This is a genomic window from Mesorhizobium sp. GW821-FHT07A06, assembly GCF_059419085.1.
Window position 1 is genome coordinate 155,207 of the sequence record NZ_JBWKRC010000006.1, and the last position, 26,138, is coordinate 181,344.

General features: G+C 64.4%; 27 protein-coding genes. 16 read left to right on the forward strand and 11 right to left on the reverse strand.

The features are described 5' to 3' along the window. Positions 1–282: 282 nt before the first annotated feature. The 4 genes from AC07SZ_RS20705 to AC07SZ_RS20720 all read left to right on the forward strand — a co-directional run bounded on the left by AC07SZ_RS20705 (position 283) and on the right by AC07SZ_RS20720 (position 4,636). Positions 283–1,239, forward strand: coding sequence for an extensin-like domain-containing protein (locus AC07SZ_RS20705; RefSeq protein WP_494915656.1), 957 nt, complete (start codon positions 283–285; stop codon positions 1,237–1,239). Between the two features lie 109 nt (positions 1,240–1,348). Next, a complete protein-coding gene (locus AC07SZ_RS20710) occupies positions 1,349–2,155 on the forward strand; it encodes an extensin-like domain-containing protein (protein WP_172372397.1) in 807 nt (268 codons plus the stop codon). 303 nt (positions 2,156–2,458) lie between these two features. After that, positions 2,459–3,166 (forward strand): LssY C-terminal domain-containing protein, encoded by a 708-nt coding sequence (locus tag AC07SZ_RS20715; RefSeq protein WP_172372391.1) that lies wholly within the window; start codon positions 2,459–2,461, stop codon positions 3,164–3,166. Between the two features lie 159 nt (positions 3,167–3,325). Further along, positions 3,326–4,636 (forward strand): hemolysin family protein, encoded by a 1,311-nt coding sequence (locus AC07SZ_RS20720; protein ID WP_494915657.1) that lies wholly within the window; start codon positions 3,326–3,328, stop codon positions 4,634–4,636. Positions 4,637–4,662: 26 nt separating this feature from the next. Here the strand turns inward: AC07SZ_RS20720 and AC07SZ_RS20725 are convergent, their stop codons facing one another. Further along, a complete protein-coding gene (locus AC07SZ_RS20725) occupies positions 4,663–5,541 on the reverse strand; it encodes a DMT family transporter (RefSeq protein ID WP_056578797.1) in 879 nt (292 codons plus the stop codon). Positions 5,542–5,777: 236 nt separating this feature from the next. On the opposite strand from AC07SZ_RS20725, the gene AC07SZ_RS20730 reads away from it, so the two are divergent. Together AC07SZ_RS20730 and AC07SZ_RS20735 are read left to right on the forward strand one after the other, a co-directional pair. Beyond that, positions 5,778–6,182: a YciI family protein gene (locus tag AC07SZ_RS20730; protein WP_056578799.1), complete on the forward strand. Its 405-nt coding sequence runs from the start codon at positions 5,778–5,780 to the stop codon at positions 6,180–6,182. Beyond that, positions 6,179–7,420, forward strand: a complete 1,242-nt coding sequence (locus tag AC07SZ_RS20735; RefSeq protein WP_172372387.1) for an RNA polymerase sigma factor — start codon at positions 6,179–6,181, stop codon at positions 7,418–7,420. The genes AC07SZ_RS20730 and AC07SZ_RS20735 overlap by 4 nt, the downstream gene beginning before the upstream one ends. A 42-nt stretch (positions 7,421–7,462) precedes the next feature. Here AC07SZ_RS20735 and AC07SZ_RS20740 read toward each other — a convergent pair whose 3' ends face one another. The 4 genes from AC07SZ_RS20740 to AC07SZ_RS20755 all read right to left on the reverse strand — a co-directional run bounded on the left by AC07SZ_RS20740 (position 7,463) and on the right by AC07SZ_RS20755 (position 11,823). Next, positions 7,463–9,025, reverse strand: a complete 1,563-nt coding sequence (locus tag AC07SZ_RS20740) for a DHA2 family efflux MFS transporter permease subunit (protein WP_494915658.1) — start codon at positions 9,023–9,025, stop codon at positions 7,463–7,465. A gap of 7 nt (positions 9,026–9,032) precedes the next feature. Then, positions 9,033–10,136 carry an HlyD family secretion protein gene (locus tag AC07SZ_RS20745; RefSeq protein WP_494915660.1) on the reverse strand — a complete coding sequence of 368 codons (1,104 nt, stop codon included), beginning with the start codon at positions 10,134–10,136 and terminating at the stop codon, positions 9,033–9,035. Beyond that, positions 10,133–10,681, reverse strand: a complete 549-nt coding sequence (locus tag AC07SZ_RS20750; RefSeq protein ID WP_494915661.1) for a winged helix-turn-helix transcriptional regulator — start codon at positions 10,679–10,681, stop codon at positions 10,133–10,135. The genes AC07SZ_RS20745 and AC07SZ_RS20750 overlap by 4 nt, the downstream gene beginning before the upstream one ends. Before the next feature lie 161 nt (positions 10,682–10,842). Beyond that, complete coding sequence (locus AC07SZ_RS20755; RefSeq protein WP_494915662.1) at positions 10,843–11,823, reverse strand: quinone oxidoreductase family protein; 981 nt, start codon at positions 11,821–11,823, stop codon at positions 10,843–10,845. A 97-nt stretch (positions 11,824–11,920) separates the two neighbouring features. Between AC07SZ_RS20755 and AC07SZ_RS20760 the strand changes: the two genes are divergently transcribed. Both AC07SZ_RS20760 and AC07SZ_RS20765 read left to right on the forward strand, forming a co-directional pair. Further along, positions 11,921–12,328: a winged helix-turn-helix transcriptional regulator gene (locus tag AC07SZ_RS20760; protein WP_056578815.1), complete on the forward strand. Its 408-nt coding sequence runs from the start codon at positions 11,921–11,923 to the stop codon at positions 12,326–12,328. 65 nt (positions 12,329–12,393) lie between these two features. Further along, positions 12,394–13,203, forward strand: coding sequence for an MBL fold metallo-hydrolase (locus AC07SZ_RS20765; protein ID WP_494915663.1), 810 nt, complete (start codon positions 12,394–12,396; stop codon positions 13,201–13,203). Positions 13,204–13,271: 68 nt separating this feature from the next. Here the strand turns inward: AC07SZ_RS20765 and AC07SZ_RS20770 are convergent, their stop codons facing one another. Further along, complete coding sequence (locus tag AC07SZ_RS20770) at positions 13,272–13,877, reverse strand: NADPH-dependent FMN reductase (protein WP_494915664.1); 606 nt, start codon at positions 13,875–13,877, stop codon at positions 13,272–13,274. Positions 13,878–13,969: 92 nt separating this feature from the next. Between AC07SZ_RS20770 and AC07SZ_RS20775 the strand changes: the two genes are divergently transcribed. Further along, positions 13,970–14,338: a winged helix-turn-helix transcriptional regulator gene (locus AC07SZ_RS20775; RefSeq protein ID WP_056579017.1), complete on the forward strand. Its 369-nt coding sequence runs from the start codon at positions 13,970–13,972 to the stop codon at positions 14,336–14,338. A 169-nt stretch (positions 14,339–14,507) separates the two neighbouring features. Here AC07SZ_RS20775 and AC07SZ_RS20780 read toward each other — a convergent pair whose 3' ends face one another. The 3 genes from AC07SZ_RS20780 to AC07SZ_RS20790 form a co-directional block, all read right to left on the reverse strand. Further along, entirely contained in the window at positions 14,508–14,711 is a 204-nt protein-coding gene (locus AC07SZ_RS20780) for a hypothetical protein (RefSeq protein ID WP_056578824.1), read from the reverse strand. 131 nt (positions 14,712–14,842) lie between these two features. After that, entirely contained in the window at positions 14,843–15,238 is a 396-nt protein-coding gene (locus AC07SZ_RS20785) for an acyl-CoA thioesterase (protein WP_056578827.1), read from the reverse strand. Between the two features lie 211 nt (positions 15,239–15,449). After that, a complete protein-coding gene (locus tag AC07SZ_RS20790; protein WP_056578830.1) occupies positions 15,450–16,391 on the reverse strand; it encodes a phosphoribosylaminoimidazolesuccinocarboxamide synthase in 942 nt (313 codons plus the stop codon). A gap of 205 nt (positions 16,392–16,596) precedes the next feature. Between AC07SZ_RS20790 and AC07SZ_RS20795 the strand changes: the two genes are divergently transcribed. Genes AC07SZ_RS20795 through AC07SZ_RS20805 form a run of 3 tightly spaced genes read left to right on the forward strand, consistent with a single transcriptional unit; the run spans position 16,597 to position 20,338 of the window. After that, positions 16,597–18,213 (forward strand): GMC family oxidoreductase, encoded by a 1,617-nt coding sequence (locus AC07SZ_RS20795; protein WP_056578833.1) that lies wholly within the window; start codon positions 16,597–16,599, stop codon positions 18,211–18,213. Continuing rightward, entirely contained in the window at positions 18,210–19,424 is a 1,215-nt protein-coding gene (locus AC07SZ_RS20800) for a mandelate racemase/muconate lactonizing enzyme family protein (RefSeq protein WP_056578836.1), read from the forward strand. Before AC07SZ_RS20795 ends, AC07SZ_RS20800 begins: the two co-directional genes overlap by 4 nt. Further along, a complete protein-coding gene (locus AC07SZ_RS20805; RefSeq protein ID WP_056578840.1) occupies positions 19,421–20,338 on the forward strand; it encodes an NAD(P)-dependent oxidoreductase in 918 nt (305 codons plus the stop codon). Before AC07SZ_RS20800 ends, AC07SZ_RS20805 begins: the two co-directional genes overlap by 4 nt. A gap of 93 nt (positions 20,339–20,431) precedes the next feature. Here the strand turns inward: AC07SZ_RS20805 and AC07SZ_RS20810 are convergent, their stop codons facing one another. Then, on the reverse strand, positions 20,432–21,370 hold the full coding sequence (locus tag AC07SZ_RS20810; RefSeq protein WP_494915666.1) for a diacylglycerol/lipid kinase family protein: 939 nt from the start codon (positions 21,368–21,370) through the stop codon (positions 20,432–20,434). Between the two features lie 744 nt (positions 21,371–22,114). Between AC07SZ_RS20810 and AC07SZ_RS20815 the strand changes: the two genes are divergently transcribed. From AC07SZ_RS20815 to AC07SZ_RS20830, 4 genes are all read left to right on the forward strand, one after another. Further along, positions 22,115–22,549, forward strand: coding sequence for a DUF4383 domain-containing protein (locus tag AC07SZ_RS20815; protein WP_056578846.1), 435 nt, complete (start codon positions 22,115–22,117; stop codon positions 22,547–22,549). Between the two features lie 6 nt (positions 22,550–22,555). Continuing rightward, positions 22,556–23,686, forward strand: a complete 1,131-nt coding sequence (locus tag AC07SZ_RS20820; protein ID WP_494915667.1) for a hypothetical protein — start codon at positions 22,556–22,558, stop codon at positions 23,684–23,686. 118 nt (positions 23,687–23,804) lie between these two features. Continuing rightward, positions 23,805–24,803, forward strand: a complete 999-nt coding sequence (locus tag AC07SZ_RS20825) for an alpha/beta fold hydrolase (RefSeq protein WP_172372375.1) — start codon at positions 23,805–23,807, stop codon at positions 24,801–24,803. Positions 24,804–24,934: 131 nt separating this feature from the next. Then, complete coding sequence (locus tag AC07SZ_RS20830; protein ID WP_494915668.1) at positions 24,935–25,456, forward strand: hypothetical protein; 522 nt, start codon at positions 24,935–24,937, stop codon at positions 25,454–25,456. A gap of 3 nt (positions 25,457–25,459) precedes the next feature. On the opposite strand, the gene AC07SZ_RS20835 is transcribed toward AC07SZ_RS20830, so the two are convergent. Beyond that, on the reverse strand, positions 25,460–26,083 hold the full coding sequence (locus AC07SZ_RS20835; RefSeq protein ID WP_056578857.1) for a hypothetical protein: 624 nt from the start codon (positions 26,081–26,083) through the stop codon (positions 25,460–25,462). Positions 26,084–26,138 lie beyond the last annotated feature (55 nt).

Here is a 26,138-nt window from a genome sequence, read left to right on the forward strand (position 1 = left end):
GCCGTCACCGCCTTGCTCGTGATGCCTGCCGATGCCAAACATCGTCACAAGCATCACAGGCCGCTGACACCGAGGGTGGAGCAGCCGTTAACACCGCGGGTCGACCAGCCGTTGAAGCCGCGTGGCCGCCATAAGGCGAAATTGCGAGTGGAGCAGCAGTCCACGCCGAAACCGGCTCCGCAGAAAAAGCAAAATCCCCCGCCGCGAAATCCCCTGCCATCGTCTCTGACGCCGCCGCCTCCAACATCATCCCCAATGCTACCATCGCCTGCCAATGCGCCGGTGCCTGAACCACGTCCCGCCGCCGCTCCAAAGACGGAAGAGCAGAAGACCGACCCTCCCAAGACAGACGGCCCCAAGGCAGACGGCCCCAAGGCGGACGGCCCCAAGGCGGACGGCCCCAAGGCGGACGGCCCCAAGACAGGCACAACGTCCGACCAGTTCAATGAAGAAGAATCACGTCGGAAGAAGCAGGCGCGGCCCGAACCTTCAGCCCGGGAGCCATCAGCCGAAACGGAAAGCGAGCCGGAGCCGCCACCCGAGGTGCCGATCCCGACACACAGGCCCGACAACACCGCTGAACCTCAGGCTGAGCCGCCTGATGTAGAGCCGCAACCGCCTGAAAAACCGGCTGAAACCGGCGACAGGAAGATGCTTCCCGACCCGCGCTCGGCCGATCGGCCCGGCGAAGAGATGCCTGCCGAGGAAGTCGCTTGCCGCGAGCGGCTGAAGGCGCTTGGCGTCGAATTCGAGGAGCACAAGGCTGAAAGCGATCCCGAGATCGGTTGCTCGATCCCCTATCCGATCGTCATCAAGACACTCAACAAGTCGGTCGCCATCGGTCCCGGCACCGAGTTGAATTGCTCGATGGCCGAGGCGGCCGCCCGCTTCACCGCCGATGTTGTTCAGCCGGCAGCCAAGGCGGAGTTCGGCACGGAGGTGAAGTCGATCAGCCAGGCCTCGGCCTTCGTCTGCCGGCCGCGCCACGGCACCCGGAAACTGTCGGAGCATGCCTTCGGCAACGCGCTCGACATCGCCGGCTTTACCTTGTCGGACGGCAGGAAAATCGACATCAGCCCGTCACCGCCGGAGAAGGACGCCAAATTCCTCAACGCCGTGCGCAAGGCCGCCTGCGGTCCGTTCAAGACGGTGCTCGGGCCGGGCGCCGATGCCGATCACGCCTTGCACTTCCATCTCGATCTCGAGCCACGCAGGCACGGCGGCACGTTCTGCCAATAGGCGCATCAGCAGCCCGCCGCAATTCAGCCTCAGGAATGAACGCGGGCGCTGAGTTTTCCTTTACCCTTGATCGTTAAAATGCCGGATATCCACTATTGGGATTCCGCCAATGACCGGCAAAACTCGCGCCGTGTTTCTCGCCACTGCGCGTCACTCGAAACCTGCAATGCTACTGGCCGCCGGCCTCACGCTTGCGGCCGTTTCGGCCTGCAACACCGGTAGTGTGCTGTCATTGCAGCCGGCGGTCGATGTCGGCGCGCAAACGTCGGCGGTACCGCAATATACGGGCATGCAACGGCTTGTCCCCTCCAACCCCTACATGACCCAGGCCGCCTATCCGCGCATGGATGAGCCGATGTCGCCGGTCGAGCAGATACCGGCCAGCGAAACCGATTGCCGCCAGCAGCTCAAGCGCCTCGACGTCGCCTATACCGACCTGGCGCCGATCCACGAAGGCCAGTGCGGCATCGACTATCCCGTAAAAGTCACGGCTATCGGCAGCATCCAGATGAAACCCGCCGCGACGCTGACCTGCGACATGGCCGCTACCTTCGCCGCCTGGACGAAGAACGAACTCGTTCCCTCCGCCCGCTGGCGTTATTTCTCCGGCGTCAGGACCATCCACCAGGGCTCCAGCTATTCCTGCCGCAACATCGCCGGCGAAGGCGTGCTGTCCGAGCACGGCAAGGGCAACGCGCTCGACGTCATGAGCATCGAGCTCAACAATGGCGACGACATCGACGTGCGCAAGCCCGGCCTCTTCGCCTTCCGCACCCGCGGCTTCCTCAACAATGTACGCGCCGACGGCTGCCAGTATTTCACCACGGTGCTCGGCCCCGGCTACAATTACGATCACCGCAACCATTTCCACTTCGACATCAAGAACCGCAAGAACGGCTATCGCGCCTGCCGCTAGCACAGCAATCAAAGACGACGGAGTTTGGCCGGAACCCTCACTTCGTCATCCTAGGGCGAAGCAGTCGCGAAGCGACGTCGCGGAGACCCTAGGATCCATGCCGTGACCTGTGGGCGGGTGCGACGGTGAGATGCTGTCGGAAGAACGCGTGCCATCTCTCCGGCAGTTCCGCCCATTCTGAACTGCTGTATTCTTTGGCCGATGCCGCGGCATGGATCCTAGGGTCTGCGCCGCGTCGCTTCGCTCCTTGCTCCGGCCTAGGATGACGAACGCATGGTGGCCGCAACACGAGACAATGAGTAGATGAGCCAGCGGAGTATTCGGCGACGCATAGCAATCTGGGTGGCGGCCTTTTTGGCCGCCTGGCTCGCGCTTGCCTATTTCGCTGCGCCGGAGTTCTGGACGTTCCGGGAGCGCGGCTTTCGCGACCAGCGCTTCGAGATGGTGACGCACACGCAGCAAGGCATTCCCGGCGACCCGATCAATGTCGGCCTTGTCGGCACCGAGAAGGAGGTGGTTCATGCCCTCGCCGTCGCCGGTTGGGACACCGCCGATGCCGTCACCCTGAGAACCGCCATCGATATCGGCGAAAGCGTCCTGTTTTCGCGTCCCTATCCCGATGCGCCGATGAGCCGCCTGCTGTTCGAAGGCCGCGCCCAGGACCTCGCTTTCGAAAAGCCGGCCGGCGACAGTGCGGACCGACGCCACCACGTCCGTTTCTGGCAGACGGAAACGGTCGGCGACGACGGCCGTCCGCTCTGGTTGGGAGCCGCCAGCTTCGATCGCGGCGTCGGTCTCAGCCACGACACTGGCGCGATCACCCATCACATCAGTCCCGACATCGATGCCGAGCGCGACTTCCTGATCGGCGACCTGAACGCGGCAGGCCTGCTGGCATCGACCAGCGATATGGCGGGCATCGGCGCCACCAGGACCGGCCGCAACGGCGGCGGCGACCCCTATTTCACCGACGGCAAGGCAATCATCGGCGTGCTGAAGGACCTGAAGTGAATGGAATGGGCCTTGCGACACGGCCGCGATCGCAAACAGTCGAAAGAGCCAGCGTCTGCGCGCCGCATGGTCGTGTCGCCTTATCAGCCAGCACTGTCATTTTCCAAAAATGCTGGCGGACTATTTTCGAAGGCCGCGCCGCAATGCTATTGAGCCCTCATGCTATACGTTGAAATTGCTATCGTGGTCGTCCTCATCTGTGTGAACGGCCTTTTGTCGATGTCCGAGCTCGCCATCGTTTCATCGCGCCCGGCACGGCTCAAGGCGATGATCGACCGCGGCGTCAACGGCGCCGGGCGGGCGCTGGACCTTGGCTCTAACCCCGGCAAGTTCCTGTCCTCGGTGCAGATCGGCATCACGCTGGTCGGCGTGCTTTCCGGCGCCTTCTCCGGCGCCACGCTCGGCGACCGTTTGTCCGTCTTCCTGGCCTCGGCGGGCATGCGCGAAAGCGTCGCCGATCCGCTCGGCGTCGGCATCGTCGTTGCCATCATCACCTATTTCTCGCTGATCGTCGGCGAACTGGTGCCCAAGCAGATCGCGCTGCGCGACCCGGAGCGGGTTGCCGCCCGCGCGGCACCGGCCATGACCATCCTTGCCACCATCTCGGCACCGCTGGTCTTCCTGCTTGACATTTCCGGCCGCGCCATATTGTGGCTGCTTGGCCAGCGCGGCGAAAGCGAGGAAAAGGTCACCGACGAGGAGATCAAGATGCTGGTCGCCGAAGCCGAGCATCACGGCACCATCGAATCCGACGAACGGCGCATGATCGCCGGTGTCATGCGGCTTGGCGACCGTGCGGTGCGCGCGGTCATGACGCCGCGCACCGAGGTCGACTGGATCAATCTGCAGTCCGACGACACGACGATCCGCAAGCTGCTGATGGAAACCCAGCATTCGCGCCTGCCGGCGGGCGATGGCGGCGTCGATGTGATGGTCGGCGTCGTCCAGACGCGCGACGTGCTGGCCGCGATCCTTGCCGGCCGTACGCTCGACCCGCGCAAGCATGTGCGCGCCGCCCCCATCGTCTACGACCAGGCCGACGCGCTGGACGTGCTGCATAAACTCAAGGAATCCGATGTGCCGATGGCGCTGGTGCATGACGAGTACGGCCATTTCGAAGGCATCGTCACGCCCGCCGATATTCTCGAAGCCATCACCGGCGTGTTCCGTGCCGACCTCGATGCCGGCGACGAGGAAAACGCCGTCAAGCGCGAGGACGGCTCATGGCTGCTCGCCGGCTATATGCAGGCCGACGAGATGGCCGAGCTTCTGGGCTTCGACCTTCCCGAAAACCGCGACTACGAGACCGTCGCCGGTTATGTGCTGTCGCACATGCATCATCTGCCGGCGACCGGCGAATGCGTCGACGCCCAAGGCTGGCGCTTCGAGGTGGTCGACCTCGACGGCCGCCGCATCGACAAGCTCATCGCCACCCGCCTGCCCGGCACCCACCGCGAGGCGGTGCGGTGACGATCACGAGTATGCATTCGGCTTGATCAAACCGCGGCTTCGATCGGCTCGGCCAGCCTGGGGTTCGAGCGCGCGGCGATCAGGCAGCTTGCCACGATGAGGCCGGCTCCGGCCAGCGTGGTCCAGGTCACCGCCTCGTCGAAGAAGAACCACCCAAGCGCGATCGCCCAGATGAAGGCTGAATATTCGGTCGGGATCAGATATTGCGCCTCGGCACGCGCATAGGCCCAGCTCATCAGGAACTGGCCGGCGAGCGACAGTGCCGTCACCCCGGCGAGCGGAAGCCAGAGATTGCCGGGCAGCGCAATGGCGAGCCAGGGTGCTGCAAGACCAAGGGTGACCGCAACGCCAAGGTTCTGGAACAGCATGATCTCGACCGGCTTGGCCAACTGCGCCTGTTGCCGGGCGAGGATCAGATTGTAGGCATAGAACACCGTCGACGCGAGCACCGCAGCGGTGCCGAGCAGCGCATCCCCGGCATAGGTTTTCTGCCCGAACTGGCCGGCCACGATGATCACGACACCGGCAATGCCGGCAAGCGAGGCCCAGATCGCCTTGCGCTGTATCCTTTCGCCCAGAAGCAGTGCGGCCAGCAGCAGCGCGAACAGCGGCGCCACGAAACTGAGCCCGATCGCCTCCGCCAGCGGCAGCCTCGCGAGCCCCCAGAAGAAGCACAGCAGGACAAAGCTGACGACCACCGCACGCAGCGCATGCAGCCTCAGCACCGAGGGAGTTGGAAGCGAGCGCGGCCCCGCCAGCCAGGCCGCGCCGGCGACCAAGGTCGCCAGCATGCTACGCCACAGCACTGTGTTGTAGACCCCGACCGCGATGACCAGCACCTTCATCGCCGCGTCCATGCCGGACAGGAGAAAGATGCCAAGCGCGCAGACGAGCACCGGGATCATGGGGGAAGCGGTGCCGGCCAGGTTGGGTGATTTCACGCGGGTTTACTCAAGGTGATGGATGCAAGCTGACATATCAGGGCAAACTGGCAGGGCCAGATGGCAGCCTCGCCCATGTGGCGGTCCAACGCTGTCGGTCCTTGGCGCGACCGGGGATTTGAACTTTTTTGCCATTCCTGTCGATTTCGCCATCCCCCGTTCGTCGTATCATCGAACCAACCCCACGAAGGAGAAAGACCATGCGGTTCATGATGCTGATGATCCCCGGCGGCTACGCGGAGGCGGCGCCCGATGTCAGGCCTGGCGCCGAGGCGGTGGAAGGGATGATGCGATACAACGAGGAGCTCAAGAAGGCCGGCGTGCTGCTAGCGCTCGACGGACTGCATCCGCCGTCCGAGGGAGCGCGGGTCAGCTTCAAGGGCGGAAAGCCTGTTGTCACCGATGGCCCCTTCGCGGAGGTCAAGGAAGTGCTGGGCGGCTATTGGGTGATCGACGTGCGCTCGCGTGAAGAGGCCATAGAATGGGCCCGCCGCTGCCCCGCCGGCGCGAATGACCTGATCGAGGTTCGACGCGTCTTCGAGATGAGCGATTTCCCCGAGGACGTCCAGAAGGTAGCTGAAGGTTTTGGCGAGCTGAAGAGTTGACGCCCAACAGCACCATTGAAGCGGTCTGGCGGATCGAGCAGCCGAAGCTCACCGCCAGGCTTGCCCGCTATCTCAGGGATATCGGACTGGCCGAGGAGATCGCGGGGGATGCCTTTCTGCTGGCGTTGGAGCGCTGGCCCCGGGACGGCATTCCACGCAACCCGGCCGCCTGGTTGACCAAAGTCGCTGGGAATCGGGCGCTCGACCGGCTGCGCCGCACCACCATGATCGACGGCAAACATCGTGAACTCGCCATCAACCTCGCTCAACTGGAGCGCGAGATGCCCGACATCGAGGCAGCGCTCGACGAGGATATCGATGATGACCTTTTGCGGCTGATCTTCACCGCTTGCCATCCCCTGTTGCCGGCCGAGCAGCGCGCCTCACTCGCCTTGCGGCTGCTGGGCGGGTTGTCGACGCCGGAGATCGCCCGCGCTTTCCTGGTGCCCGAAGCCACAATCGCCCAGCGCATCGTGCGCGCCAAGCGGACGCTTCGTGATGCCGCCATCCCGTTCGAGACGCCGCGCGGCGATGAGCGTCGCGAACGCCTCGCCGCCGTGCTGGAGGTGGTCTATCTCACCTTCAACGAGGGCTATGTGGCGACCGCCGGGCCGGCCTGGCTGCGCGCCGATCTCTGCGGCGAAGCCCAGCGACTCGGCCGTTCGCTGGCGGCACTGATGCCTGATGAGCCTGAGGTGCAGGGGCTGGTGTCGCTGATGGACCTCAATGCCTCGCGCTTCCCCGCCCGCACCGGCAAGGCGGGCGAGCCGATCCTGCTGCTCGACCAGGACCGCACCCGATGGAACTGGTCGCTCATCCAACGCGGCCTCGACGGCCTGAACCGCGCCATGACCCTGACGACCACGCCCGGCCCTTATCTCCTGCAGGCGATGATCGCCGCCTGCCATAGCCGCGCGGCAACGGCCGCCGACACCGACTGGATTGCAATATCAGCCTATTATCAGGCCCTGGCCTTGGCGGCCCCTTCGCCCATCGTCGAAATCAACCGCGCGGTGGCCGTCGGCATGGCGTTCGGACCCGCGCAGGGGCTCGCTATCGTCGAGGCGCTGAAGGACGAGCCGCGATTGAAGGACTCGCATCTCCTGCCGACGGTGCGCGGCGATCTCCTGGAGAAACTGGGATATCAGGCGGAAGCCCGCGCCGCGTTCCGCCAGGCCGCGGAATTGACCGGCAACGACAGGGAACGCGCGCTGCTGCTTACCCGCGCGGGCGACTAGCCCAAATGCCCGCACTCTGCCGGCGCGGTGGCGAGTTTGATCTCAATGGGCGTCCGGCGGCGGCGCCTTCGGCGCGACATTGCGCAGGAACGGAACCAGCGCTGTCGCGATGACGAAGGCGACCATGATCACCAGGAACGCATCCGCGTAAGCCATGGTCGAGGCCTCGCGGTAGGCCAGCGCCCAGAGTTGCTTCAGCGAGGCGGTGTGACCGTCGGCGACGGCGCCTGGCAACTGTCCGTAGCGCTGCGCGACATTGTCGACGAGCCGCATCGCGGCCTCGTTCTGTGGCGTCAGATGCGAGGCGATCGTCAGGAAGTGGAAGTTGGTGCGGTCGTTCAGGATCGCGCCGCAAATGGCGATACCGACGGCGCCGCCGAGATTGCGCATCGTGTTGAACAGGCCGCTGGCATATTTCAGCCGTTCGGGCGGCAGGCTGCCGAGGCCGAGATTGACGCTCGGCGCCACCGCGAAGACCTGTGGGAAGCCGCGGAACAGTTGCGGGATCAGCAGTTCGGCCGCACCCCACTGGCTGGTGATGGCGCTGAAGCTCCACATCGACGCGCCGAAGGAGGCCAGGCCGAACATCATCAGCCAGCGCGTGTCGAAGCGCTTGGCGAGAAAGATGTAGACCGGAACGCCGATCATCGAAGCGACGCCGGTGGAAAACACCGCCACCCCGGTCTGGAACGCGTCGTAGCCGCGGACATAGCCGAGGAACAGCGGTGTCAGGTAGATCGTGGCGAAGATGCCGATGCCGGTGACGAAGGACAGGAAGCAGCCAATGGCGAAATTGCGGTTGCCGAAGGCACGGAAGTCGACCACCGGCTGGGAGTAGGTCAGGCTGCGGATGACAAAAAGAACCATGGTTGCGCTGGCGACGATGGCGCCGTTGCGGATCGTCGCATCGTCGAACCAGTTCCAGCGCGTGCCCTCCTCCAGAACGTATTCCGCCGTGCCGAGACTGACGGCCATCAGAACCATGCCGATATAGTCGGCGCCCTTCAGCAGCGACGGGTCGGCCTTGTCGATCTTGACCAGCCACGCGACGAGCACTGTGATGATGGTGCCGGGAATCACGTTGACATAGAACAGCCAGTGCCAGCTCAGCGTGTCGGTGATCCAGCCGCCGATGACGGGCCCGAGCGTTGGTGCGATCGAAGCGATGCTGCCGACCACCGCGGCCGCGTAGACCCGCCTCGGACCCTGGAAATAGTGGAACGACGAGGTGAAGACCGTCGGGATCATCGACGCGCCGAGCAGCCCTTGCAGCGCGCGGAACACGATCATGCTTTCGATGCTCCAGGCGAAGCCGCACAGCATGCTGGCGAGCGTGAAGCCGGCCGCCGAGATGGTGAACAGCCAGCGTGTCGAGAACACCCGGGTGAGCCAGCCCGACAGCGGGATGACGATGATTTCCGCCACCAGATAGGAGGTCTGCACCCAGCCGATCTGGTCCTGCGCCGCCGACAGGCCGCCGCCTATGTCCTGCAGCGAGGACGCGACGATTTGGATGTCGAGCAGCGCGATGAACATCCCCACGCACATCACCATGAACGGCAGGATGCTGGCGATGAAGGATTGTGGTTCGGCGCGCTCGGCCATGGCGTCCTCAGCGCGAGCCGGTATCGACCGTCACGACGGTGGACAGGCCCGGCCGCAGCTCCACCTTGTGCGCCTGATCCGGGTCGATGGTGATCCGGACGGGAACGCGCTGGACGATCTTGGTGAAATTGCCGGTCGCGTTCTGCGCCGGGATGACGCTGAAGATCGCCCCGGTCGCCGGTCCCAGGCTGCTGACATGGCCCTTGAGAGGCGCGTCGGGGGCAATGTCGGTATAGACCGTCGCCGCCTGGCCGTCTGCCATGCGGCGCAGCTGGTCTTCCTTGAAATTGGCATCGACCCACAGACCCGTCTGCGGGACGATCGTCAGGAGATAGCTGCCCGGCGAGACATAGGTGCCGACCTGCGCCAGCCGGTTGCCGACGAGGCCGTCGATGGGCGAGCGGATCTGCGTGAAGCCGAGATCGAGCTCAGCCGTATCGAGATCGGCCTTGGCGGCCGCCACGGCGGCGGTCGCCTCCGTAATCTGCGTGTTGAGCACATTGAGCTGTTGCTTGGCGGCTGCAAGCCCGGCGCGCGAGGCGGCGACGGAAGCCTTGGCCTGGCCGTCGGCGGCGAGACTCCTCTGCGCATCCTGTTGCGAGCCGGTCTTGGTGCTGGCCAGCACCGCATAGCGTTGAGCGTCCTGTGTGGTGAACGTAGCGGCGGCACTTTTGGCTTCGAGATCGGCCTGCGCTTGTTCGATCAGCGAATTCTGCAGCGAGACCTGGGCACGGAGATTGTCGAGCGCCGACTGCTGCTGCTGGACGGATGCCTGCGCACGCTCCACCGCCGCCTTGAAAGGCCGGTCGTCGATGCGGATGATGAGCTGGCCAGCGGCGACATGCTGGTTGTCCTCGACGAGGATCTGATCGATGTGCCCGGCGACCCGTGGCGCCAGCGGCGTGACGTTGCCGCCGACATAGGCATCGTCGGTCGACATGAGGAAACGGCCGGCCAGCCACCACTGAAAGCCATACCAGCCGGCGACGCCGATCGCGATCGCGGCGCCCAGCATGGCGAACGGCTTGCGCCGGTTCTTGGCGGGCGCGGGAAGCTGGACGGCCGACGGCTGCGCCGGCTGCAACTCGGCGGCTGAGAGAACCTTGTTCATTTGCTCCGCGCCTCTTCGCGGCTTGGATCGAAATTGTCGATGAGCGGCAGGCCGGAGGCCTCGCTGCTGAAGCGGTAGCGCCGCCGCATGCGATCGGTGGCCTTGGGTGCCGTCGCCATGGTGAAGCCCTCGCCGTCGACTTCCTTGCCGCTCTCGCGGTCGACCAGCACGGGTTCGGCCCAGCGCCCGTCGGCCTTGTCCACCACCACCAGGCTCGGGCCTTCGGGGGCGAGGTGCTTGTTGCCCCAGGCCAGCAGGGAGAGCAGTACCGGACGGAAATCACGCGCCTTGGCGGTCAGCACATACTCATGGCGAAGCGGCCGCTCGCAGTAAGCGCGCTTTTCGAACAGCCCACGCTCGACAAGGCTGTTCAGACGGCGCGTCAGAATGTTGGGCGCGATCTCAAGGCTCTTTTGAAACTGATCGAAGCGCGTCAGCCCCTGGAACGCGTCCCTGAGCAACAAGATGCTCCACCACTCGCCAACCTCGTCGAGGCTGCGCGCTATGGGGCACGGGCGTGTTTCGAAGCTTGTTCTTGCAACCATTGCCGGAGTCTCTTTCAATATGAAAGTGACTATTAGCCAAGTTAGTTGCATTATGCAAGTCACTCAGCCGTGATCGGAAACAAGGATGCCGTTCTTCGTTGGAGATCGTGGACGGAGCTCGATCCGACCCATTGTGTGAAACAGGTGTTAACGGTCGCCCGTCAAGGCACCAGCACCACCTTCCCTGTCGCGCGGCGCTCCTCCAGCAATCGGTGCGCCTCGCCGGCCCGGTCGAGTGGGAAGCGGCCGCCGATCGCGACCCGCAGCCGCCCGCTCGCCGCCAGCTGGAACAGCTCGGACAGGCCGGCTCGCAGCACATCCGCCGGCAATAGCGGCAGCAGCGCGAAACCCCTGAGCGACTGGTTGCGGCCGATCATGGCTTCCAGATCGGACGCCGCGAGCCCGTAGCGGCCGAGCGCCGCGAACACCAGTTCTCCGCCCGCAGCCAACGCCTGCAAAGAGGCCGCCGTCAGCGCGCCGCCGACGGTGTCGTAGATGATGTCGACGCCGTCGCCGCCCGTAAGGTCGCGGACACGGGCCGGCCAATCCGGCTGGCTGTAGTCGACCACGCTATCGGCGCCGAGCGACAAGGCAAAATCCAACTTTGCCCTGTCGCTGGCGGCCGCGATCACCTGGCTTGCCCCCTTTTGTCCGGCAAGCTGGACAAGCAGCGATCCGACGCCGCCCGACGCGGCCGGCACCAGCACGGACTTGGCCCCCGGCGGGCTTTGGCGCAGCAGATGCAGGGCCGTCAGCCCCTGCACCATGAGGGCTGTCGCCTCTTCGAACGGGACGGCATCCGGCAGCGGCACAACGAGAGCGGCCGGCATCGTCACCTGCTCGGCATAGCCGCCATGCGGACGCTGCGAGACGAACAGCGGCACCGCCACGCGGCGTCCGAGCAGCCCCTCATCCACCTCTTGGCCAATCGCCTCGACCACCCCCGCCACTTCCACGCCGGGAAACATCGGCAGTTGCGGCGTTACGGCGTAGCGGTCCGCGCGCATCAGCACCTCGAAGAAGTTTATGCCCGCCGCCTTCACCCGGACCAGCACCTCGCCAGCCTGCGGCACCGGCGCGGGCAGCTCGGCGACCTCCAGCACCTCGGGACCGCCGAAACGGCTGAATTGAACGGCTTTCATGGCAAACTCCAATCGCACTGGCATCGGCGATGGTTTGCCACTATCTGCGAGGCCGCGACTACACACTCATTAGTCCGCTGCTGACCAGGAGGTGACCATGGCCGGTTCAGCCAGGAAGACGCCGATCAAGAGACTGCCGATGCTGCCGGCCGAACGGGCGCTGAAGGTGATCGCCGGGCGCTGGAAGGCGGTCATCCTCTATCATCTCTTCGATGGCCCCCGGCGGCTGTCGGCGTTGAAGGCGATGATGCCTGGCATCACCCAGAAAGTGCTGATCCAGCAGCTGCGCGAAATGGAGGAGCACGGTCTCGTCAGCCGCGCGATCTTCGCCGAGGTACCCGCCCGCGTCGAATATTCGGCGACCAGCCTCGGCCTCAGCCTCGAGCCGATCCTGCTGGCGCTCTGTCAGTGGGGCCAGCACCACGCCGACGAGCTGAACGAGAAGCATCGCCTCGCTGACTGCATCATCCGGCCAAGGCGGGCGCAGCACGCACACATGGCCTGAACCGGATTGACGGGGTTGCCGACGCCGGTTGCCCATCGCAGACTATTTGCAGAACGGATCGGCAAATGCATCGCATAGCTTCGGGCAAACTTCACTCCACCTACACTCTTGGTGACCTGCGCGTCACCGCCTTGCGTGACGGCTATGTCGACATGCCGGTCGGTCGGCTCCGGCAACGCGGCGACCAGCCATTTGGCGATGACTTGCCGGAACAGGTCGCATTGGTTGGCGGTCAGCTCAGGCTCTCCGTCAACGCCTTCGCGATTGACGATGGGAACGAGACAATACTCATCGATACCGGCGCCGCGAATGCCTGGCACCCGACCATGGGCCGGCTTCCCCAGGCGCTGGACGAAGCCGGCATCGATGTCGAAAAAATCCGCACCGTCTGCTTCACCCATACACATCTCGACCACATCCATGGCCTTGTGCTTGCCGACGGCCGGGACGCCTTCCCGCGCCTGGCACGCCTGCTCGTTCCCAGGCAGGAACTCGGCCTCTTCCGCGCCGTAGCGCGGCTCGAGCGATTCCACGAGATGGCGCAATTTTTCGAAGCCGGAGACCATCTCGGAGCCCATGTCGACATTATCGGCGCCCATGGCCACGAGGTCGGTCACAGCTGCTTTCGCGTTTCGAGCGGCGGCGAATGCATTTTGATCTGGGGCGACACCGTCCACGTCCCGTCGCTTCAGTTCGATCGGCCTGACGTGACGTGGGAATTCGATGGGGATCAGGACCAGGCGCGCGAGAGCCGGTTGCGGCTGCTGGCGCTTGCGGCGGACGATCACTGCTTCGTTGCGGGCGCGCATCTGGACTCGCCCGGCATTGGCCGTGTCGTGCGGTCCGGCGGCGGCTTTCGATTTGAGCCGCTATAACCGCTTTAATGAAAAGGGCGGCGCAAGCGCCGCCCCATATCCCTTGGGAGGATAATCTCAAAAGGCGATCAGGCCGCCTCGATTTCTTCGTCGACCACGTCGGCGTCGCGTGCCTTCTTCAGAGCCTTGGCCCACCAGGCGACGTCGTTGACCAGTGCGGTGGCGGCCTGGTTCAGGTGCTCGAGGTCCTCGAGTTTCTTCTCGCCCTGGCGCACGGCGAGGAAGTCGCCCCAGGCGATATGGACAGCCGACTTGACCGGCGCCATCTGCAACTCGACGGCATGGAGACGGAGCTGCTCGACGGCGCGGGCACCACCAACGCTGCCATAACCGACGAAGCCGGCCGGCTTCTTGTTCCATTCGTTGGCGGCGTAGTCGATGGCGTTCTTCAGCACGGCCGTCGGGCCGTGATTGTACTCGGCGGCGGTGAAGATGAAGCCGTCATATTCGGCGACCTTCTTCTGCCAGCGCTGCGCCACCTCGTTGGTCGACGGCACCCAGGCGGAAGAGGCCACTTCGTCGAAGAAGGGCAGCGGGAAGTCACGCAAGTCGACGATCTCGACATCGATGTCGGCATGCGACTTGGCGATCTTTGCGATCCATTGTGTGGGCACATCGGCGAAGCGCGCGGCGCGCGTCGAACCGACGATGATGGCGATTTTCGGCTTTGACATGGGGGGCTCTCCATTCCAGTAAAAAGCTGGTATCGTTTAGATACCGGAGCTATATGAGATACTGTCAACTGCAGGCGCAAGGAGGCACCGTTTTGTTACTGAGGCACCCGCATAACACCGAGGACTGCCGCGCCGTCTCGGAAATCCTGCAGCGCGTCGGCGACAAATGGACCGTGCTTGTGGTCGGCAAACTTGGCGACGGACCGTTGCGTTTCAACGAGCTGCGCGCCGCTGTCGGCGGCATCTCGCAAAAGATGCTGACCACGACCTTGCGCGGGCTGGAACGCGACGGCTTCGTCACCCGCACCGTGTTCCCGACCATCCCACCGCGCGTCGACTACGAGCTGACGGAACTCGGCCACGAACTGCTGATCCCGGTCAGCGCGCTTGGCGAATGGGCGCGCAGGAATACGCAGCGTGTGCGGGCGGCACGTGAAAAATTCGACGGCATGCACGGCTGAAACCCTTGCATGGCAAGGTGTCGGGCGTTTCGCGTTGCGTGAAGTCGCCTGCTGGCTGGAAATTCGTGGCTCTCTAAACGAGGCCTCGCAAGCTTGTCCGATGGCGCTTCAGGCCGGCCAACGCTCGGCGCTGCTTCCACGAAGACAATCGTAAATCCAGGATGACCCTTCAGCTTCCTGTCGCCAGGCTCTCGCAAGGCGCCGGGCTGCAGATCGCGCATGTCGCGGCTGGCTGCCTGACGCCCTTGCCGGCACGCAGGCACGAGGTGCGCGGAAGGTCCTCCTTGACTGCTGCATAGGCGGTGACGCCAAGCAGGCAGATCACGGCCACAAGGGCTGCCACCAGCCAGCTGTTCAGTATGTGTTGACGCATTGTCGCCCCTCCAACGCCGGCACAATCAGGCGTGAAGGCAACCATTGGATGTCGCGGAGCGCATCGCCCGCGCGGATGATGTTACAATTGCTCCTGGACTGGGAGAACGGGGCTTGCGGGAATGGCTTTCATCAACTCTCGGCCGGCACGGCCTTCGGCTTGCCCTCGCCGTCCAGCGCCACCATGACGAAATCGGCGTGCGTCACCTTTTCCATCAGGTCGGAGAGATAGCGCTGCGCCCAGGCCTCGACCTTCAGCGTCATCGAGGTGCGGCCGACGCGTTCGACATGGGTGTAGATGCACAGCGTGTCGCCGATCTTCATCGGCTTGGCGAAGGACATCTCCTTGACCGCCGCCGTCACCACGCGGCCCCTGGCGCGCTCGGCGGCGCGGATGCCGCAGGCAAGGTCCATCTGCGCCATCACCCAGCCGCCGAAAATGTCGCCGGCCGCATTGGCGTCCGAAGGCATGGCCAGCGTGCGCAGCGTCAGGTCTCCGATCGGCCGTCCTTCCGCGTAGTGCACCATGGGCAGAATCCTTGTGAGGTGATGGTCATCGATCCCGTATCGCCGCTGCACGAACAGGTCAACGCGCAGCAGCTGCTGTTTCCTCGCCCCCACGGGCCATGGTCTAACATTGGCATTCGCCCGGCGGTGTCTGATTTTCAGCGGCTCCGGGCTTTGGAGTGGGGGTCGACTGCGCGGCGTAAGACCAGGCGCTGGCTGAAAGGCGCACCTCTCAAAAATAACCTGCCAGGTTCGCCCGGATGCGATCGAGAACCGTGGCGCCGGAAACGTCGGGGATGAACGCCTTGCCCGTGATCGCCTCATAGGCCTGCCTATAGACGTTGGAGGCCTGCTCGACGATCTCGTCCGGAATCCTCGGGATCGGGTCCTTGTAGGGATCGCAGCGCGCCGCCACCCACGAGCGGATGAAATCCTTGTCGAAGCTGTCCGGCCGGGTGCCGCTTGCCAGCGCCTGTTCGTAGCTCGCCGCGATCCAGTACCGGCTGCTGTCGGGCGTATGGATCTCGTCGGCCAGGATGATCTTCCCGTTCTTGTCGGTGCCGAATTCGTATTTCGTGTCGGCCAGGATCAGGCCGCGCTCGGCCGCGCGCGCCTGGCCGCGGGCGAACAGCCGCAAGGCGTAATCCGAGACGGTGTCCCATTGCGCCTGGGTGAGAAGACCTTGTTCGAGGATCTCGGCCCGCGACAGCGGCTCGTCATGGGCGCCATCCGCGGCCTTGCTGGTTGGCGTGATCACCGGCTCGGCCAGCTTCTCATTGTCGCGCAGGCCGTCCGGCAGCCGCATTCCATACATGTCGCGTTCGCCACGACGATAGCGGGTCAGGATCGAGGTGCTGGTGGTTCCCGCCAGATAGCCGCGCACGACGATCTCGACCGGCAGGATGTCAAGCCTCGTGCCTACGACCACGTTCGGGTCGGGATATTCGAGCACATGGTTCGGGCAGATATCGGCGGTTTCCTCGAACCAGTAGCGCGCCGTCTGGGTGAGGATCTCGCCCTTGAACGGTATCGAGGTCAGGATGATGTCGAAGGCGCTGAGACGGTCGGTGGCGATGATGATGCGCCGCCCATCCGCGAGGTCGTAGTTTTCGCGGACCTTGCCCTTGTAGTGGCCCGGCAGTTCGGGAATGAAGGCATCCGGCAGCGTACGCATATGATTTCCAGACTTCCTCGGATTGGCTGATGCCATCGCATAAGCTGTCGACCCCATGCATATCAAGCGCGATTGTCGGGATTCCCCGCAACCCGACCCGGCATCCCAGTCGCTTTTTTCACAACGCATGCCGGAAGGCGCGGCGACGCGGCGAACCCGTCACGTCTAGGCTGCTGCCAGTTTTCCGGAGCCACCCATTTCCATCATGCAGACTTTTGACTTCATCATCGTCGGCTCCGGCTCGGCCGGGTCGGTGCTCGCCGACAAACTGTCGGCCTCGGGCCGTTTCTCGGTGCTGGTTCTGGAGGCCGGCGGCACGGACCGCCGTTTCTACGTGCAGATGCCGCTCGGTTACGGCAAGACCTTCTTCGACCCCGCCGTCAACTGGAACTACAAGACCGAGGCTGATCCCGGCCTCGGCGGCAATGTCGACCATTGGCCGCGCGGCAAGCTGCTCGGCGGGTCGAGCTCGATCAACGCCATGGTCTGGATCCGCGGCGCGCGCGAGGATTTCGACGACTGGCGCGCCGCTGGCAATCCCGGCTGGGGTTATGACGATTTGCTGCCCGTCTTCAAGGCGCTCGAGGACAATGAGGCGGGCGCCGACAGATGGCGCGGTACCGGCGGCCCCCTGCATATCAGCAACACGACCAACGCCGTCCACCCGCTGACCAAGCGCTATCTCGCCGCCGGCCAGCAGGCCGGCCTGCCGCTCAACCCCGATTTCAATGGTGCTGCCCAGGAAGGTGTCGGCACCTACCAGATATCGACCAGGAACGGCCGCCGCATGTCCGCCGCCCGCGCCTTCCTGCGCCCGGCCATGAAGCGTGCAAACCTCCGCGTCGAAACCAACGCGCTGGCGAGCCGCATCCTGTTCGAGGGCAAGCGCGCCGTCGGCGTCGAATATCTGCGGAACGGTCAGACGAAAACGGCACGCGCCGGCCGCGAAGTCATCCTTTCCGCCGGCTCGATCAACTCGCCGCAGCTCATGCAACTCTCCGGCATCGGTCCTTCGGCTTTGCTCAAGGGGCTGGGCATCCCGGTCGTCCATGCCAACGAGAATGTCGGCGCCAATCTGCAGGACCATGTCGGCATCAACTACACCTTCAAGGGCAATGTGCCGACACTAAACCAGATCCTGCGCCCCTGGTGGGGCAAGCTGCTGGTCGGCATGCAGTACATCCTGACCCGTTCCGGGCCGCTGTCGCTGTCGATGAACCATGGCGGCGGCTTCTTCCGCACCGACCCGACATTTACGCGCCCCAACATGCAGCTTTATTTCCAGGCGTTCTCGACCGTCATCCCGAAGAGCGGCGAGCGGCCGATCCTGACGCCTGACCCCTGGCCGGGCTTCTCCATCGGCCTGTCCAACTGCCGTCCGTCGAGCCGGGGCGAGATCATGATCCGCTCCAGCAATCCGCTGGAATATCCAAGGATCGTCGCCAACGCCTATTCCACCAACGCCGATGTCGAGGAGATGCTGGCGGCGGTGAAGTTCGTGCGCAAGATCGCCTCGATGCCGGCGATGGCGGAAATCATCAGGGAAGAAGTCCTGCCCGGCCCGTCGGTCCAGTCGGACGCCGACCTGATCACCGATTTCAGGAAACGCTCCGGCACCGTCTATCACCCGGTTTCGACCTGCCGCATGGGGCCCGATCCCTCTCGCTCCGTCGTCGATCCGCGCCTCAAGGTACATGGGCTCGAAGGCCTGCGCGTCATCGACGCCTCGATCTTTCCCGACAACATCACCGGCAACACCAACGCCGCCTCGGTCATGACCGGATGGAAAGGCGCCGAACTGGTTCTGGAGGACCAAAAATGAAGATCACCGACGTCAAGACCTGGGTTGTCGGCAACCCCCCGCCCGGCATCGGCGGCAAGTATTTCATCTTCGTCAAGCTGACCACCGACGGCGGCGTGGTCGGCTATGGCGAGGCCTACAACGCCACCTTCTCCGCCCACGTCACCGCCAGGCTGGTCGAGGACATGGCCGAACGCTATCTGATCGGCCACGATCCGCACGACATCGAGAACTTCTTCCGCCGCGCCTATTCCTCCGGCTTCACCCAGCGTCCCGACGTGACCGGCATGGGTTGTTTCTCGGCACTCGAAATGGCCTGCTGGGACATCGTCGGCAAGGAGGCCGGCAAGCCGGTCTACAAATTGCTCGGCGGCCAGGTGCACGAGACGCTGCGCTCCTACACCTATCTCTACCCGCACACCGGCAGCGTCCACTCCGAGGACGCGCCGGACGGCAGGAACGTCTACAACGACCCCGAAATGGCGGCCGCCTGCGCGCTCGAATATGTCGAGCAGGGGTTCAATGCCGTCAAGCTCGACCCGGCCGGTCCCTACACCGCCTTCGACGGCCACCAGCCGCGCCTGCTCGACATCGATGTCGCCACCCGCATGATCAAGGCGATCCGCGAAGCGGTGGGAAACCGCGCCGACATCCTCTTCGGCACGCACGGCCAATTCACCGCATCCGGCGCGCTGCGCATGGCCCGCGCCATCGAGCCCTATGATCCCCTGTGGTTCGAGGAGCCGGTGCCGCCCGACATGCCCGAGGTGATGGCGCAGGTCGCGCGCGGCACGTCCATCCCGATCGCCACCGGCGAGCGGTTGACGACCAAGTTCGAATTCGCCCGCGTCATCGAGAACCGCGCCGCGACCATCCTGCAGCCGGATCTTGGCCGCTCCGGCGGCATTCTCGAAACCAAGAAGATCGCCGCCATGGCCGAGGCCTACCACATCCAGATCGCGCCGCACTGTTATTGCGGGCCGATCGTGGGTGCGGCCAACATCCAGCTGGCGGTGACGCTGCCCAATTTCCTGATCCTGGAATCGCTGAAGCAGTGGGACGGCTTCCACGCCACGTTGCTGAAGAAGAAGATCGAGTGGCAGGACGGCAATGTCATCCCGTCGAAGGAACCGGGGCTGGGCGTCGAGCTCAACGAAGCGGTCTGCGACGCCCATCCGTACACCGGCAAGGACCTGCATCTGCAGATGATGCAGACGCCGCTGATGCCGTGAGCGAAAGCTACGCCTTCATCGGCCTCGGCCATCTCGGCGGCAACCTTGCCGCCAGCTTGGTCCGCAACGGCTTTGCGGTCACGGTCTTCGACCGCGACCCGGCGGCGGTCGAGCGCCTCGTTGCGCTCGGCGCCACCGCCGCGAGCAGGCCCGCGGAAGCGGCCGCCCGCGCCGGCAACGCCATCTCTTGCCTGCCCTCGCCAAAGGTCAGCGAAGCGGTGCTGGCCGGCCCAGGCGGGTTGCTCGAAGGCCTGCCTGCAGGCGGCACCTGGATCGAGATGTCGACCAATGGCCGCGACGAGATCGTGCGGCTTGCCGCCCTCGCCTTGGCCAGGGGCGTCGAGACGCTGGAGTGCCCGGTTACCGGCGGCGTGCATCTGGCGGCGGTCGGAAAAATCACCGCGCTGGTCGGCGGCGATGCCGCGCTCTACGAACGCCATCGCGCGGCGATCGAGGCGATGTGCGCGCGGTCCTTCCTGATGGGGCCGATCGGTTCGGCGGCGGTGATCAAGGTCATCACCAACATGCTGGCCTTCATCCATCTCGTCGCCGCCGGCGAAGCGCTGATGCTGGCCAGGCAGGGCGGGCTCGACCTCGCCCAGTCCTATCACGCCATCGTTGCCTCCTCCGGCAACAGCTTCGTCCACGAGACCGAAAGCCAGCTCGTCCTCAACGGCTCCTACGACATCGGCTTCACCATGGACCTGGCGCTGAAGGACCTTGGCTTCGCGCTGGGCATGGGCAAGGATTTTGGCGTGCCGCTCGAACTGGCGTCCCGCGTCAACGCGATTTTCCAGCAAGGCAAGGAAGCCTATGGCGGCGGCGCCTGGTCGACCCAGATCGTCAAATTGCTTGAGGATGCCGTCGGTGCCGACCTGCGCGCGCCCGGTTTCCCGGCCAAATTGGAAATCTGAGCCGAAGCCAGAAAACCAAGCGATTTCATCAGCTTGAATCGGTAGCCGGATTCAGTTTCGAAAACACCTGAATCAATCTGGCAACGCCTTGATTCAATATCTGAGCGTCAGCGCCCCGGGCAGGATCTCGAAGGTCGCCGGTATGCGCCCGGGCGACTCGCCGTCTATGTCGACCAACGCGCCGTTCTTTTCCACATCACCCAGCGGTTCGACAACCACTTTCTTGCCGCGCAGGATCGTGATCGCCGGATGGTTGCGATGCCGGCCGCCATAGAGCAGGCGGAGGTCCCAGATCAGCCTCAGCTTGCCCGCCGCGCGCAGGATGACGATGTCGAATTGCCCGTCGGTCAGTTCGGCATCCGGCGCGATCATCATGCCGCCGCCGAAGAACTTTCCGTTCGCCACCGCCACCAGCGCCACGCGCGCTTCGACAGGGGTGCCGTCGTCCACCGTGATCCGGACATCCTGGAAGCGGTAGCGGGCGAACTCGACCACGGTGCGCCACAGGAACAGCGTCTTGGCCGACATCTTGCCCTTGCGCTTGTCGGCATTGACGGCGCGGTCGGTAGCGCCTGACAGACCCAGGCTGGCGATGTTGATGAAGTGGCGGCTCGCCAGCGCCCCATGATCGTCGATGTAGCAGATGCGGCCGGCATCGATGGCCCTGGCCTTCGCCTCCGCGATCCGCTTCAGGGTCGCGTCCACCGCCTTCGGCAGACCGAGCCCGCGCGCGAAATCGATCCCGGTGCCGCATGGCAGAAGGCCGAGTTCAGTCGTCCTGCCGCTCTCCTGGAATGCCTGCAGCAACCCGTCGGCCACCTCGCTTGCCGTGCCGTCGCCGCCGGCAGCGATCACCAGGTCAAAGCCACTTGCCGCGAGGTCGATCGCCAGGCGTTCGGCATCTCCTTCGGCCTGCGTCTCGCGCAGTTCGAAATCGCCGAAATGCTTGTTCAGCGAGGCGGCAACGTCAGGCCAATGACGCTTCAGCCAGCCGCCACCGGCAATCGGATTGAGAACCACCCCGACCTTCAACGCGTATCCTCCCCCGGAAGGCGCCTTGCAGGCGGCGCCCGATCCTTTGCCGGCATTGAAACCCGCTCCCGCCGGCGGAGCAAGGGGCGCTGTCATTGCGAGCATTGAAAAGCGGGCAGGCTGTCTAAGGCAGCCAGCGCCGGAATTCCGGGCTTGCGGCAAACGGTCCCCGATAATCCCGCTATCCACAGGCTCGTGGCCATTTCCCGAGACCCTTACCCGGCGTACGTTAAACCCATCTCAGGCGGCTACCGATCGCCAAGCCGAAAGGCGGAAGTGAAAGGCGGATTTCCTGAGGCCCGTACGGCCCGAAGCGAGAGCAGGCTTGCCTGTTTTGAGGGACGGTAGCCGAGACCTACGGGGCCGCGGAAAGCGTGCCAACGCCGACGGCGGACCGATGCTGCCATGAAGGACGGCAAAAACCTTCGATGGCACGCAGGGCAAGGCCTGCAAGGGCCAAGACCGGCGTGGTCTGGAACGGACGCTGCCTTCGGGTGGCGGCTGGCAGGACCGTCAAAATCAAGGCCGGCATGGCGCGACGACTTAACGGAAGTTGCTGCCGCGACCGTGTCCTGATCTGACAGGGAGGCGCTGGGAGAAATCCCGGCGCCGACTGTCCTTGAAATCTGTTTCCCACAATTTTTACGGTGTTTTCGGCTGGGGCTGCAACCGGCGGCAAAATCGGCTAACGTTCGATGTCGTCAGAGTCCGTTTGAAAACGAGCTCGTAGAAGGGGGAGACTTCATGACGCTCATCCAGAAGCTTGCCGTTGGCTATGCCTTCCTGTTCTTCGCCGTCGTCGCCATCGGCTACATACCGGCGTTCAACGATGCCAACGGCAATCTGTTCGGCCTGTTTTCACTGCAATGGTACGATGACCTGCTGCACGCCTTCTCGGGCGTCTGGGCGCTGGCCGCTGCCTTCATCTCGCATCGCCAGGCGGTGTTCTATTTCAAGCTGTTCGGCTCGGTCTATCTGTTCGACGGCGTACTCGGGCTGATCACCGGTTCCGGCTGTCTCGACGCCGGCATCTTCATCAACGGCTTCCGCTCCCTCAACGACATCGAATTCCCTGCCCGCTTCTTCGCCAACCTGCCGCACATCGTCATTGGCGGCTTCGCCGTCTATGTCGGTTTCTGGCTGTCGAAGCGCATACACGACCACTTCGCCACGGCCTGACCGGCCATGCTCCTGTTCCGCTGGCTGAAGCGCCTCATCAAGACGGTCCTCTGGCTGATCGTCATCGTCATCCTGATCCCGATCGCGGGGCTCGCCTACGGCTTCCTGACGACGCCGTCGCTCGACAAGACGCCGCTGCCCGGCATTGCCGATGGCGCGCCACCCAAGGCGCTGGCCGACAAGGTCCGCGCTGAGATCCCCGGCTACCAGCGGCCCGAGGAATCGACCTTCCTCACCTATCCGGAATGGGCGATCGTCTACGCCGCGCGCGAATATGCCGGCTTCGTCGCCAAGGACCAGCCGAGCGGCTTTCCCTACTGGTCCTATGTCGGCCGCTTCTGGCAGGACTACGCGACCGTGATCCGCGCCAGTTCTCCCTACAAGTTCAACTACGCCAACCACCAGATGCTGGTCATCATCGGCACCAGCCACTCGATCGAGCATATATTGCAATGGGCTTATGAGAACACGGTCGGCCGCATCACCGAGGCGACATCGGCCAAGCGCACCGCCGCCGACATCTACCAGGCCAAGGTGGCGGCCGAATACGCCGCCTTCCTGGACCAAGTGCCGTGGTACCAGTTTCCCTATGGCGAGAAACGCGCCGGCCTGTTTGCCGTGCGGCCGGCGCCGGGAGACAGTTCCGTCCGCACAAGCGAGCGCAAGCTCGCCTTCGGTCTCGCCGACACCATCAAGCAGGGCTATGCCGGCCTGATAAAGCAGGCGCTCGCCGCCACCTCCGACCCGGCTTTCCTCGACATCCATGTCTGGGCCAAGGGACCGGTCGGCGAAGCCACCCGCAACGAGCCCGACACCTTGCTGGAACGAGACATGGGAGCCGACGGCACCATCTTCGTCACCAAGCGCTATCAGGTCTTCACCGACATGATCCCGCGGCTGATCGACAAGGGTGTCTCCTTCGTCGAGATCGGCGGCAATGACGAGATCATGGTCACGATGCTCTCGACCGACTCGATCGCCGTTCCCGAAGGCATGCGCATCCTGTTCAGCTATCCGCTGCCGGCCGACACCGCGACACGCCGCACCGGCATGGTCGTTGCCGTACGCAAGCTGCATCTGGTGCTGCCGTCACTGATCAAGGCCGGCGCCAGGCTCGAACATGTCTACGACTACTGAGGCGACAGCCCAATGCATGTCGCCCAAAAGTGACCTCGGTTTTGGGAGAACGACATGCATAAAAACAAAGACCTAAAGAGCGTCGCATGAATCCGTTTCAACGCGACGCGCTTTAGCCATGCGTCGATTGATCCGGATTGTCGGCTGGCTCGCACTCACGCTGGTCGTGCTGATCGTTGTCGTGCCCATCGGCTTTCGCGGCGCCGCGGCCTTGCGCGAAACGCGGTCACCCCAGGAGGCCGCTCCGCCGGGATCCTTGTTCGCGACCGTCGACGGGCTGAAGATGCACTATCAGGTCTGGGGCCCGCAGGACGGGCCACCCCTGCTTCTATTCCATGGCACGGCCTCCTGGGCCGAAACCTACCGCGATATCGCCGCTCCGCTGGGCGAGCAGGGCTTTCGCGTTATCGCGGTCGACATGCCGCCCTTCGGCTATTCGGAAAGACCTGCCAACCAGGACTATTCGCGCGCCGCCCACGCAAAGCGCGTCCTCGGCTTCGCCGATGCGCTCGGCCTTCGCCATTTCAGCGTCGGCGTCCACTCCTATGGTGGCGGCGGTGTGATCGAGGCCGCTTTCTCCGCCCCGGATCGTATCGACGCGCTGATCCTGCTCGACGCGGCGCTTGGCCTCGGCCAGACCGAGGCGCCGGCCTTGCCGTTCGCATCCCTGCTCGACAGGGACTGGCCGCGCCAGCTCCTGACCGCCTCGACCTTCACCAATCCGTTCATGACCGGGTTCGGTTTGCGCCAGTTCATCGAGAATGACGATCTCGTCACGGCGGAGCGCATTGCGATCTACACGCGCCCTTTGAACGTCAAGGGCACCACCAATGCCGTTGGCCACTGGCTGCTCAGCGGCCTCTACAATGACGAGCGGAAATCGCTTGCCGCCAATCGGGCGAATTATCGCGCCTTCACGCCGCCGGTTCTCGTCATCTGGGGCCGAGATGACACGACCACGCCGCTGGCACAGGGCCAGGAGATCGCCTCGCTGTTTCCACATGCCGAGCTGGCCGTTCTCGATGGCGTCAACCACATCCCTCAGGTCGAGCGCCCGCAAGACGTGGTCCGGCTGATCGCCAGTTTTCTCAAACGGACCTTGCCGGCAGCCCAATAGGCACGCGCCGCCATGCTCATTCCACAATCGCGGCAAAATCCCGCCTTGTTCGCGCGCGATGGAGGGTGCAAGCCGCCTGAAAGCCCGGCATGCACCGAATGGGCGCTGGGGCACCTCGAAGGGACAAGACCGTGATCAAGACCGCCCTTGTCGCCATGACCATTGTCGGCTGCGACTGCGACGCCAAACTGTGCGAATATATCGGCGAGACGCCCGCCAAATGGTCGAGCATCGCCGAGTGCGAAGCCGCGATGAAGAGCCAGATCCTGCACGAGCGCAACTTCGACTATCCGCTGGTCTCCGGCATCTGCCGCACCAAGGGCTCGTCGTCATCCTCGCATCTGGCCGCGATTGCATCCCAGCCGGAACTGAAGCCGGCCGACAGGGTCGTTCGCAGCGAAAGCCCGCTGCCGCCGGAATTGAGCCATCGGCCAAGCGTCCCGGTCGGCTCGCCGACAACGGCGGTCGAAGCGGACGCTGCTCGGCCCGTCGCCTATGAGCAGGTCGTCGATGGCGGAACCGGCGTGCTCTACCGCACCAAGAACGGCTATGCCGTGGTCAAGACCGATCTCGGCAGCGCGGCTTCCGCCACCGCCGACGCGGCAAAGCGTTCCGTGAACTGGCTGGCCGGCCTGGTGCCGACGGGACTGTAGCCCCTACATCTTCAGCTTCAGGCTCTCCCAGAACTTGTCGATCAGCGGCTGTTCCGTGGCCGCGTCCTCGCCGGCAACGCGCGTGATGAACAACAGCCCCTGATCGGCGAGGCCGAAGCCGACGATCTCGAAATGAGCGGTATCGGTGCGCGTCTTCACCTCGGCGCGGATGCCGGTCAGTTCCTTGCCGTCGGCAAGTTTGCGCGTCGTCGGCTGCTGCGTCAGCTCCGCGCCGGCCTGCACCGATTCCCTGGTCATCTCCTGCAGCATCAGCTGGTTGAGCGACACCGGGTTCATCTTGCCGTATTCCTGCACCACGACGATCGTGCCCAGCGCCGAGGCCATCAGATATTGCGTGATGTTTTCGCCCAGATCAGTCTTGGTCACCGAAATGCCGCTCGGATGGACGAAGGAGAAACTGTCGCCGGAAAAGGTGGCGAAGTCGTTGCGCTCGAGCGTCACCTTGCTCTGCTTGCCGCCGGGCAGCGTAATGGTCGTGCTCTCACCGGGATCGATATCGACCGCCACGCCGTCGATGGTCAGCTTGAACGCCTTGAGGTCCTCGGCCCCTGCCGGCCCAGCGCACAGCGCGATAAGAGTGAGGGCCGCCGCTGATACCATACGCATTGATTGTTCTCCTGCTCTATTCCTGAGCAGTTCCCTGGGGAAAGCGCTGCGCGGT

Bases quoted from the DNA above. Each gene is read 5' to 3' on its own strand.
- AC07SZ_RS20710 (WP_172372397.1), top strand. From the start codon at position 1,349: ATGACCGGCAAAACTCGCGCCGTGTTTCTCGCCACTGCGCGTCACTCG.
- AC07SZ_RS20715 (WP_172372391.1), top strand. From the start codon at position 2,459: ATGAGCCAGCGGAGTATTCGGCGACGCATAGCAATCTGGGTGGCGGCC.
- AC07SZ_RS20720 (WP_494915657.1), top strand. From the start codon at position 3,326: ATGCTATACGTTGAAATTGCTATCGTGGTCGTCCTCATCTGTGTGAAC.
- AC07SZ_RS20725 (WP_056578797.1), bottom strand. From the start codon at position 5,541: ATGATCCCGGTGCTCGTCTGCGCGCTTGGCATCTTTCTCCTGTCCGGC.
- AC07SZ_RS20730 (WP_056578799.1), top strand. From the start codon at position 5,778: ATGCGGTTCATGATGCTGATGATCCCCGGCGGCTACGCGGAGGCGGCG.
- AC07SZ_RS20740 (WP_494915658.1), bottom strand. From the start codon at position 9,025: ATGGCCGAGCGCGCCGAACCACAATCCTTCATCGCCAGCATCCTGCCG.
- AC07SZ_RS20745 (WP_494915660.1), bottom strand. From the start codon at position 10,136: ATGAACAAGGTTCTCTCAGCCGCCGAGTTGCAGCCGGCGCAGCCGTCG.
- AC07SZ_RS20750 (WP_494915661.1), bottom strand. From the start codon at position 10,681: ATGGTTGCAAGAACAAGCTTCGAAACACGCCCGTGCCCCATAGCGCGC.
- AC07SZ_RS20755 (WP_494915662.1), bottom strand. From the start codon at position 11,823: ATGAAAGCCGTTCAATTCAGCCGTTTCGGCGGTCCCGAGGTGCTGGAG.
- AC07SZ_RS20760 (WP_056578815.1), top strand. From the start codon at position 11,921: ATGGCCGGTTCAGCCAGGAAGACGCCGATCAAGAGACTGCCGATGCTG.
- AC07SZ_RS20765 (WP_494915663.1), top strand. From the start codon at position 12,394: ATGCATCGCATAGCTTCGGGCAAACTTCACTCCACCTACACTCTTGGT.
- AC07SZ_RS20770 (WP_494915664.1), bottom strand. From the start codon at position 13,877: ATGTCAAAGCCGAAAATCGCCATCATCGTCGGTTCGACGCGCGCCGCG.
- AC07SZ_RS20780 (WP_056578824.1), bottom strand. From the start codon at position 14,711: ATGCGTCAACACATACTGAACAGCTGGCTGGTGGCAGCCCTTGTGGCC.
- AC07SZ_RS20785 (WP_056578827.1), bottom strand. From the start codon at position 15,238: ATGGTGCACTACGCGGAAGGACGGCCGATCGGAGACCTGACGCTGCGC.
- AC07SZ_RS20790 (WP_056578830.1), bottom strand. From the start codon at position 16,391: ATGCGTACGCTGCCGGATGCCTTCATTCCCGAACTGCCGGGCCACTAC.
- AC07SZ_RS20795 (WP_056578833.1), top strand. From the start codon at position 16,597: ATGCAGACTTTTGACTTCATCATCGTCGGCTCCGGCTCGGCCGGGTCG.
- AC07SZ_RS20800 (WP_056578836.1), top strand. From the start codon at position 18,210: ATGAAGATCACCGACGTCAAGACCTGGGTTGTCGGCAACCCCCCGCCC.
- AC07SZ_RS20815 (WP_056578846.1), top strand. From the start codon at position 22,115: ATGACGCTCATCCAGAAGCTTGCCGTTGGCTATGCCTTCCTGTTCTTC.
- AC07SZ_RS20820 (WP_494915667.1), top strand. From the start codon at position 22,556: ATGCTCCTGTTCCGCTGGCTGAAGCGCCTCATCAAGACGGTCCTCTGG.
- AC07SZ_RS20825 (WP_172372375.1), top strand. From the start codon at position 23,805: ATGCGTCGATTGATCCGGATTGTCGGCTGGCTCGCACTCACGCTGGTC.
- AC07SZ_RS20835 (WP_056578857.1), bottom strand. From the start codon at position 26,083: ATGCGTATGGTATCAGCGGCGGCCCTCACTCTTATCGCGCTGTGCGCT.